Annotated in this window: 8 protein-coding genes and 1 pseudogene; all 9 read right to left on the bottom strand. The window is 72.8% G+C overall.

Annotation, left to right across the window (positions count from 1 at the left end; translation table 11 throughout):
- Positions 1-76 precede the first annotated feature (76 nt).
- Entirely contained in the window at positions 77-1099 is a 1023-nt protein-coding gene (gene hpnH / locus KYY02_RS32985; protein ID WP_371244603.1) for an adenosyl-hopene transferase HpnH, read from the bottom strand.
- Positions 1100-1104: 5 nt separating this feature from the next.
- A complete protein-coding gene (locus KYY02_RS32980) occupies positions 1105-1746 on the bottom strand; it encodes a 5'-methylthioadenosine/S-adenosylhomocysteine nucleosidase family protein (RefSeq protein WP_371244601.1) in 642 nt (213 codons plus the stop codon).
- Positions 1746-3785 (bottom strand): squalene--hopene cyclase, encoded by a 2040-nt coding sequence (shc, locus tag KYY02_RS32975; RefSeq protein ID WP_371244599.1) that lies wholly within the window; start codon positions 3783-3785, stop codon positions 1746-1748. The genes KYY02_RS32980 and shc overlap by 1 nt, the downstream gene beginning before the upstream one ends.
- Positions 3786-3902: 117 nt before the next feature.
- Positions 3903-4967, bottom strand: coding sequence for a polyprenyl synthetase family protein (locus tag KYY02_RS32970; protein WP_371244605.1), 1065 nt, complete (start codon positions 4965-4967; stop codon positions 3903-3905).
- 64 nt (positions 4968-5031) lie between these two features.
- Positions 5032-6549: a hydroxysqualene dehydroxylase HpnE gene (gene hpnE, locus KYY02_RS32965; protein ID WP_371244597.1), complete on the bottom strand. Its 1518-nt coding sequence runs from the start codon at positions 6547-6549 to the stop codon at positions 5032-5034.
- Positions 6546-6671, bottom strand: coding sequence for a DUF6380 family protein (locus tag KYY02_RS32960; protein WP_371244596.1), 126 nt, complete (start codon positions 6669-6671; stop codon positions 6546-6548). Before KYY02_RS32960 ends, hpnE begins: the two co-directional genes overlap by 4 nt.
- Positions 6671-7621: a presqualene diphosphate synthase HpnD gene (gene hpnD / locus KYY02_RS32955; protein WP_371244595.1), complete on the bottom strand. Its 951-nt coding sequence runs from the start codon at positions 7619-7621 to the stop codon at positions 6671-6673. The genes KYY02_RS32960 and hpnD overlap by 1 nt, the downstream gene beginning before the upstream one ends.
- On the bottom strand, positions 7618-8529 hold the full coding sequence (gene hpnC, locus KYY02_RS32950; RefSeq protein WP_371244594.1) for a squalene synthase HpnC: 912 nt from the start codon (positions 8527-8529) through the stop codon (positions 7618-7620). Before hpnC ends, hpnD begins: the two co-directional genes overlap by 4 nt.
- A 356-nt stretch (positions 8530-8885) precedes the next feature.
- Positions 8886-9114 (bottom strand): annotated as a pseudogene (locus tag KYY02_RS32945) (ABC transporter ATP-binding protein); the annotation flags it as partial.

Here is a 9114-nt window from a genome sequence, read left to right as displayed (position 1 = left end):
GCGGCGCGACGCACGACGCTCGGCGAGCGGCGGCGCGGGCACCCCCGGGATCCCGAGCGGGACAGCGGTCACGGCCTCACCCCCTGTTCCCGGAGACCGTCTCGCGCAGGGCGCGCAGCGACTCCTTCAGGGATCCCATGGTGGCGAGGACGGCGGTGGGCTCGTAGCCGCAGTGCGCCATGCAGTTGGCGCAGCGCGGGTCCTTGCCGCGGCCGTACCGGTCCCAGTCGGTGTCCTCGATCAGCTCCCGGTACGTCGGCACGTAGCCGTCGCTCATCAGGTAGCAGGGGCGCTGCCAGCCGAAGAGCGAGTAGTTCGGGATCGCCCACGCGGTGCACGGGAAGTCGACCTTGCCCTCGAGGAAGTCCAGGAACAGCGGGGAGTGGTTCAGCCGCCAGCGGCGTCGGTTGCCGCCCGCGAAGGCCTTTCTGAACAGCTCCCGGGTCTGCTCCACGCCCAGGAAGTGCTCCTGGTCGGGGGCCTTCTCGTAGGCGTAGGCGGGCGAGATCATCATCTCGTCGACCTCGAGGTCGTCGTTGAGGTAGTCGAGCACCTCGACGATCGTCTGCGGGGTGTCGGTGTTGAAGAAGGTCGAGTTGGTGGTGACCCGGAAGCCGCGCCGTTTGGCCTCCTTGATGGCCGCCACGGCCTCGTCGAACACGCCCTCCTTCGCCACCGACTCGTCGTGGCGCTCGCGCAGTCCGTCGATGTGCACGGCGAAGGCGAAGTAGGGCGAGGGAGTGAACCTGTCCATCTTCTTGCGCAGCAGCATGGCGTTGGTGCACAGGAAGACGTACTTGCGCCTGGCCACCAGCTGGCGCACGATCTCGTCGATCTGCGGATGCATCAGGGGCTCGCCGCCGGCGATCGACACCATGGGCGCCCCGGACTCCAGAACCGCGCCGACGGCCTGGGCGACGGGCATCCGCTGCTTGAGCACCCCGGCCGGGTGCTGGATCTTGCCGCACCCCTCGCACTTGAGATTGCAGGCGAAGAGCGGTTCCAGTTCGACGATCAGCGGGAACTTGTCCCTCCTGCGGAGCTTCTGTTCGGCCAAGTATGTAGCGACCTTGACGGACTGACGCAGCGGCATGGCCATCTGGCTCACCTCCTGGGGAGCAGCAAGGAACGGTGCCATTCACGGAAAGCCGGGAGTACGGACCGGAGAACGCGGAAAGCCGATATTCCACCGCGTACCGTGCCGATCCGGACGAGTTCGTGCTCAGGAGCGTCCACGACCACCCGGACGGCCGCAACCGGGCGCTCGCCCACCCGGACGGCGCTCAGCAGCGTGGCGGCGGACTCCATGTCGACCGCGATCGCGCCGGTCGCGAGCAGATCGGACCGCTCGTGGCCGCGGACGACGTGGTCGGAGCCGGTGAGGGGACCGGTGTGGACGGTGCGCCCGGGCGCTGCCCGTCCCAGCTCCTTCGCCAGCAGTTCGGTCCCCACGCACGGGACACTGCCGCGCGGGTCCCGGGTCTCCTCGGCGACGACCAGGTCGCCGGGGTGCATACCGGGGGCGAGCCCGGCGCAGAAGCCGGTGGCGAGGACGGCCGCCCGGTCCAGGTCCGGGTCGGCGAGCATCCGGGTGATACAGCGCTCGGCCGCCGTCGGCCCCATGCCCGTGCGCAGGACGGTGACCGGCCCGCCCGAAGCGCCCCGTTCACGCCTGTGCAGGGCCAGCTGCTCGATGCCGAGCGCGCAGGCGATCAGCAGCGGGACCGGGGCGGGCCGGGGCCTCATCAGCTTCCCTTCGCCTCGGCGAGCGGCTGCCCCGGCCCGGTCCTCGCCACGGCCGGCTTCCCGCCGAACGGCTCCCCGTGCACGTACCGGCCGAGCGCGGTGAGCGGGAAGACCTGCCGGTAGAGGTGGTAGTTGATGGAGAAGTCCCAGGGGAAGCCGGTGCCGGTGAAGTACGGCTCGTCCCAGGAGCCGTCCTCGCGCTGGGTGGCGGCCAGCCACTCGATGCCGCGCTCGACGGCCCTGGAGTTCCGCTCCCCCGCCGCCAGCAGGGCCATGAGCGCCCAGGCGGTCTGCGAGGCGGTGGAGGCGCCGCGGCCGGCCCACTGCCGGACGTGGCGGTAGGAGCGCAGGTCCTCGCCCCAGCCGCCGTCGTCGTTCTGCACCTTCTCCAGCCAGGCCACGGCCCGCCGGATCGCCGGGTGCGAGACGGGGATCCCGGCCGCGGTCAGCGCGGGGACGACCGAACCGGTGCCGTAGATGTAGTTGACGCCCCAGCGTCCGAACCAGGAGCCGTCCGGCTCCTGTTCGGCAAGCAGCCACTGGATGCCGCGCCGGGTGCGCGGGTCGTGGGCGAGGCCCTCCACGGCGAGCATCTCCACGACGTGCGCGGTGACGTCGGCCGACGGCGGGTCGATGACCTCGCCGAAGTCGCAGAACGGCAACCGGTTGGGGAACGGGCTGGTGTTGTCGACGTCGAACGCGCCCCAGGCTCCGTTCCTCGACTGCATGCCGAGGTTCCAGCGCACCCCGCGCCCGACGGCGTTGTCCAGCCGCTCGGGGTCGTGGTGCTTGACCCGGCGCAGCGCGAGGACCACCTCGGCGGTGTCGTCGATGTCGGGGTAGTTGTCGTTGTGGAACTCGAACGCCCAGCCCCCCGGCGGCAGGTGGGGCCGGCGCACGGACCAGTCGCCGGGCCGTACGATCTGCTCGCCGAGCATCCAGTCGGCGGCCTTGACCAGTTGCGGGTGGTCGGCGGGCAGGCCCGCGTCGGCCAGCGCGATGGTGGCGAGGCAGGTGTCCCACACCGGGGACTGGCAGGCCTCGATCATCCGGGCCCCGTCCTCGCGCCACACGGCGAACCGGTCCAGCGACTCCAGGCCCGCGCGCATCACCGGGTGGTTCAGGTCGTACCCGAGCAGGTGCAGCGCGATGATCGAGTACACCGCCGGGGGCTGGATGCCGCCCCAGCAGCCGTCGTTCTCCTGCCGTTCGATGATCCAGCGGGCGGCGGTGTTCATGGCCGCCCTGCGCAGCCGGCGCGGGACGGCTCTGCGCAGCGTGTGCAGGGCCCTGTCCAGCCGCTGGAAGACACCGTCCCAGCTGGCCGGCGGTGCGAGCGGCCGGGGCGGGTTGGGGCGGCGCGGATCGGTGTGCAGCTCGTCCAGCGGGAACGGAGCGGGGCGCACCGGCCGCTCGGCGGAGACGATGGTCAGCGGCACGATGGTCTGCCGGGCCCAGCAGCCGAAGTCGTAGATGTTGAGCGGCGCCCAGGACGGGAACCAGATCAGTTCGGGCGGGAGTTCGGGCAGGTCCTCCCACTTCCACCAGCCGAACAGGGCCAGCCAGATCCGGGTGAAGACGCGGGAGGCGGCGATGCCGCCCCGTTCGCGGATCCAGGCGGAGGCCTTCGCCATGTGCGGGGCGTCGGGCGGATCGCCGGCCAGCCGCAGCGCGACATACGCCTCGATGGTGGCGGAGAGGTCGCCGGGGCCGCCGTGGAAGGTGGCCCAGGTGCCGTCCTCGCGCTGCTGGCCGCGGACGAACAGGGCGGCGGCGCGGGTGGTGTCCTCGTCGCGGATGCCGAGGAACTGGCGCAGCAACAGGTCCTCGGCGTCCATGGTGACGTTGGTCTCGAGGTCGCCCTTCCACCAGCCCTGGTCGTCCTGCCGGGACAGCAGGAAGGCGGTGGCGCGCCGCATGGCACGGGCGGCGATGTCGGGAACCCCGGCCGCCTCGGGGATGTCGGTGTCGTTTTCGCTGGCCGCGGCCACCGCGGGCGGCAGGGCCGCCCCGGTGCTTCCGTCGGTCGTCGCTGTCATGGCTTCCCCTTCGTGCAGTCCTGCGAGTGGTGTCTGCTGTGGGTCCGCCGTCGGCCGGTGCCGTTCTCCCCTGGGCACCGGCCGGCGACTACGCGAGGGCTATTCGACCGATAGTGATCATCTCTTCCGTACGACGACGAAGTCCGCGAGCGCCGTGAACCGTTCCCGTACCGGGGCGGGCATGTCCACGGCGTGCAGGGCCTCGATGGCGATGGTGTGCTGACGGCGTGCCTCTTCGGCGGTCCAGTCGCGGCCGCCGGCCTCCTCGATGAGGGCGGCACGGGCCGCGAACTCCTCCTCGGAGAAGTTCGCGAAGTCGCTGCTCTTGGCGTCGGCGGCGAGGATCTCGCCGAGCCGCTCGGAGGCGGGGCCGCCCGCCGCGAGCGCGGCCACGACCGGGAGGGACTTCTTGCGCTGGCGCAGGTCGCTCCAGGTCTGCTTGCCGGTGGCCTCCGGGTCGCCCCAGATGCCGAGGAGGTCGTCGACGGCCTGGAAGGCCAGGCCGAGGTGGTAGCCGTACGTCTCCAGCGCGTCGGCGGTACGGTCGTCCGCGCCGCCGAGCACCGCGCCGATGGAGCTGGCGCAGGCGAGCAGGGCGCCGGTCTTGTTCCCCTCCATCTCCAGGCACTCCTCGACGCTCACGCGGTCACGGTGCTCGTAGGAGATGTCCTGGGCCTGGCCGTCGATGAGCGAGCGGCTGGCGGTGATCAGCCGGCGCGTGGCACGGCCCGCCTCGACGGTGCCGAGTTCCAGCAGCACCTCGTTGGCCAGGGCGAACAGGGCGTCGCCGACCAGGATGGCCTGGGCGGGGCCGTGCACCTTCCAGACGGTGTCGCGGTGCCGGCGCTGTTCGTCGCCGTCCATCAGGTCGTCGTGCAGGAGTGAGAAGTTGTGGACCAGTTCGACGGCGACCGCGCCGGGCACGCCGGTCTCCGGGGCGGCCCCGGTGACCTCGGCGGACAGCATGGCGAGGGCGGGGCGCACGGCCTTGCCGCCGTCGCCGTCCGCGGGTCGGCCGTGGGCGTCGATCCAGCCGAAGTGGTAGGCGGCGACCGTGTCCATGGGAGGCGCCAGGCGGTCGACAGCCGCCCGCAGTACCGGCGTGGCCAGGGTCCGCCCGCGCTCCAGGAGCGCGGACACGTCCACCGCGGTCCTTCGAGCGGCCTGCGAGGCCGGGGGCACAGTGGGCACAGTCTCTCCTCTTGTTGCGGTACCGGAAGTGCGGAGGTCCTCCGCGCCGCGTTCGTCAACCCTCACCGGGCCCACCTCGCAGTGCGACACCGGTCTCCTCCGGATGGTGACCGGAGGCCTGGGAGGTGCCCCCCGGGAAGGCGGAGTGCGCCGCCTCCTCCAGAGCGAAGAGACGGCGGGGGCGGGGCCGGCCGAGGGCGCTCAGCGCGGCGTCCGCCGCGCCGACGCCGCTGCGGACCGCGCTCTCCATGGTCGCGGGCCACCCGGTGGCGGTCCACGCTCCGGCCAGGTACAGGCCGGGTGCCTTGGTGCGGGCGCCGGGCCTGAGGCGTCCGACGCCGGGGGCCGGAGCGAACGTGGCGGTGCGCTCCCGGGTGACGAAGAAGTCCTCGACCCGGGCGTCGCGGGTGCGCGGCAGCAGGCGTTCGAGTTCGGGCAGGTAGCGCTCGCGCAGCGCGGCGACCGGCTCGTCGATGTCGTCCTGGGCGACCGACTGGGAGAGCGCCAGGTACTGGCCGCGCTTCAGACCGGAGGCCTCGGTGCGGTCGAAGACCCACTGCACGGGGGTGCCGAGGGCGGCGAGGAAGGGCCGGGCGAGCACCTTGCGGTCGTAGACGACGTGCACGTTGAGGATCGGGGCGGTGCCGATGGCGAGCAGCCGCTCGGGGGCGTCGAGTGCGCCCGCGGGCAGCAGGTCGTACGCCTCGCGCTGCGGTACGGCGAGGACGACCGTGTCGGCGTGGATCGTCTCGCCCGGAACCCGGACGCTCCACCCCCCGTTCCCGTTCACGCAGACGGAGGTGGCCCGCGTGCGGACCTCGGTGCGTACGCCCGCGGAGTCGAGCGCCTTGCGGGCGAGCCGGTCGTGCAGTTCGCCCAGCGGCACCCGGGCCCAGCCGATGTCGGCCGCCGAAGGGTCGGACAGCAGACCGGTCCTGAACACCATCGCGGCGAGCGACAGGGACGTGTCGCCCGCGACCGCGTTGAGGGTGGCGACCCCGATCAGGTCCCACAGGGCCTCGACGGCGCGCGCCGACTGGCCGTGCGCGGTCAGCCAGCTGCCGAAGTCCTGGGTGTCCAGGGCCGGATCGGTGAGGTCGAGTCCCTTCAGCGCGAGCGCGGCCCGGACCGCCCTGGCCCGGTCGGCGAGCGACAGGTGCGGATACGTGGCGAGGCTGCGCCCCAGGTGCAGGGGGACCGGCAGCGCGTCGCGCCGCAGCCTGCCGAGCCGCCGCCCCTCGGGGCGCGCGACGTCGAGCACGGGCACGTCGAGGCGGTCCTGCAGCGGTGCCAGCGCCGCTCCGTCGATCCGGTCGAGGAACCAGCGGTAGGCGGTGCAGCAGCGCAGGTACACGTGCTGGCCGTTGTCGACGGTCAGGTCGCCGCGCCGGAAGGAGAAGGCGAGCCCGCCCAGGCGCGGCCGGCCCTCGAGCAGGGTGACGCCCACCCCGGCGTCGGCGAGCGCCAGCGCGGCGGTGACGCCGGCCAGCCCGCCGCCTACGACGACGGCGTGCCGTCCCGCCGGAACGGGGCCGTCCGTGAGCGGCCCCGCGGAGCGTGTGCCGTGGCTCATACGTCCTCCCCCGCCCGGCCGGTGCGCCGCTCGAACGGTGCGGTACCGGCCGTCTCGGTCTGGGACGCGGTGGCGCGGCGGAGGGTCGCCCGCCGCTTTCCGCCGGGACACGGGGTGTCCATCAGGCGCGCCTCCTGACGGTGCGCCGGGTCAGGTGCCGGGTGTCCAGGCCGGACAGGCCGCGCACCGCGACGTAGGCCTTCTCGCGTCCGGGCAGGGAGACCCGGCCGCGCAGCACCGCCCCGGGGTCGCGCTCGATGCGGTCCAGGAGCCGGCGGTAGATGCCGGCCATGGCGGCGACGCAGGCGCCGCTGCGCCGGTCGAGCATGGGGAGCAGCCGGTAGCCCTCGGCGAAGAGGGCGCGGGCCCTGCGCACTTCGAAGTGCACCAGGCCCGCGAAGTCGGAGCCCTCCGGTGGCGTCGGCCCGCCGAACCCGGCGGAGCAGCCGAACTTGGCGAGGTCGTCGGCGGGCAGGTAGGTGCGCCCGCCCCCGGCGTCCTCGCGGACGTCGCGGAGGATGTTGGTGAGCTGGAGGGCGAGGCCGAGGGTGTCGGCGTACTCGGGCGCGCGGTCGACGCCGCGCGCGCCCGGTTCGGTGCCGAACACACCGAGCGAGAGCCGTCCGATGGCGCCCGCGACACAACGGCAGTAGGCCTTGAGGTCGTCCCAGGTCTCATAGGTCTCGCCGCGTACGTCCATCTGGACGCCGTCGATGAGTTCGTCCAGGCCGCCGAGCGGGATCGGGAAGTGCTCGGCGGCGTGGGCGAGGGCGACCGCGACCGGGTCGGTGTCGTCCTCGTCGACCGCGCCGTCGCGGACCCGGGCGAGCAGCGCCCGGGTGTCCTCCAGCCGGGTCACCTTGACGTCGTTCGCCAGCGGGCCGTCGCCGATGTCGTCGACGCGCCGGGAGAACGCGTACAGCGCCGACATCGCGCGCCGCTTGGGCGTCGGCAGCAGTCGGATGCCGTAGGCGAAGTTGCGCGCCTGCTGTCCGGTGACGGCCTCGCAGTAGCTGTAGGCGGCGAGTACCGGTGCCGACGCGGGTGGTTGCGACTCCACGGTCCGGATCACCCCTTTCCTCGCAGAGTCACGCCCGCCTCGCGCAGCAACTGGACCTTGCCGGGCTTGGGCGGGCCGGGGAGTACGTCGTATTCGGCGGCGGCGATCGCACGGAGGGCCGCCCTTCCTCCCGCCACGAAGCCCGTGAGCAGCAGCCGGAGCCTGCCGTGGACGCTACCCACGAGGGGGGCTCCCTCATCCAGCAGGTCCCGGGCGCGTTGCGCCTGGTACGCGACCAGCGCGCGCACCGACGCGCCGGCGGTGGGTACGGCGAGGTCCGCCTCCTGGACGTGGAAGCGCCTCATGTCCGTGGCGGGCAGGTAGACGCGGTCGCGGCCGAGGTCCTCGGCGACGTCCTGGAGGTGCTCGACGATCTGGAGGGCGGTGCAGACCGCGTCGGAACGGCGGACGCGCTCGGGCGTCGAGGTGCCGGTGACGGCGAGGACGAGGCGGCCGACGGGGTTGGCCGACAGTTCGCAGTAGGCGAGCAGGTCGTCGTAGGTCTCGTAGCGCTTGACGAGCTGGTCCTGGCGGTTGGCGGCGATCAGGCCGAGGAAGGGCTCGGGGGTGAGCGCGTGGCGGCGGACCGTCGGCCGGAGCCGGCGCAGCAGCGGGTGGCGCGGCTCGGGGCCGGCCGGATCGAACACCCGGTTCAGGTCCGTCTCGAAGGCGTCCAGCAGCGCCAGCCGGTCCTCGGCCGCCTCGTCGGACACCCCGAGGAGGCGGGCGTCGGCGCCGCCGGGGGCCAGATCACCGTCGCCGATGTCGTCGACCAGACGGGCGAACCCGTACACCGCCATGAGGTCGTCGCGCCAGGGCCGGGGCAGGAAGAAGGGGGCCACGGGGAAGTTCTCGGCGGCGGCCTTGTCGAGGGTGGCTCGCTCGGGGTCGACGGCACGCGCCGCGGCCACGGGCGTCATCGCGGACTGCCATGGGAGGGAACGGCACATGCTGCGCTCAACCGGGGAGTCTCCGTAGCCATTGCCGTCACATCTCCCGTTCTACACCGCTGACCCAATGCACACTATTTCGGACACGCCGCCAGGTTTCCGCCCCGCGGCACCGCTGGATGGCGTCGGGCATTATGGCCCTGATTGCCGCCTTTCAGGACCGGTACAGCTTACGTGGCACGACGCGGCACGTGGCCGCGGGGGTCTCCGCACAACACGACAACGCACCGACCGGCGTCAAGATTCCGCGCGGCGGCCGGAGTTGACGTCTCCTTCGCAGACGCCGGCCCCGCCGGACAGTTCCGGCGGGGCCGGCCCGCACCGGGCTACTTCCCCGTGAACTTCTCGTACTCCCTGAGTACCTCGTCGGTGGGTCCGTCCATGCGCAGCTCACCGCGTTCCAGCCACAGCACGCGGTCGCAGGTGTCGCGGATCGACTTGTTGTTGTGGCTGACCAGGAACACCGTGCCGGCCTGCTTGCGCAGCTCCCGGATCCGGGCCTCGGAGCGCTTCTGGAAGGAACGGTCGCCGGTGGCCAGCGCCTCGTCGATCATC

It is taken from the genome of Streptomyces pimonensis, from assembly GCF_041380215.1.
GTDB lineage: Bacteria > Actinomycetota > Actinomycetes > Streptomycetales > Streptomycetaceae > Streptomyces > Streptomyces pimonensis.
Note: the sequence above shows the minus strand (reverse complement) of the source record. Positions and strands in the feature narration are given on the sequence as shown.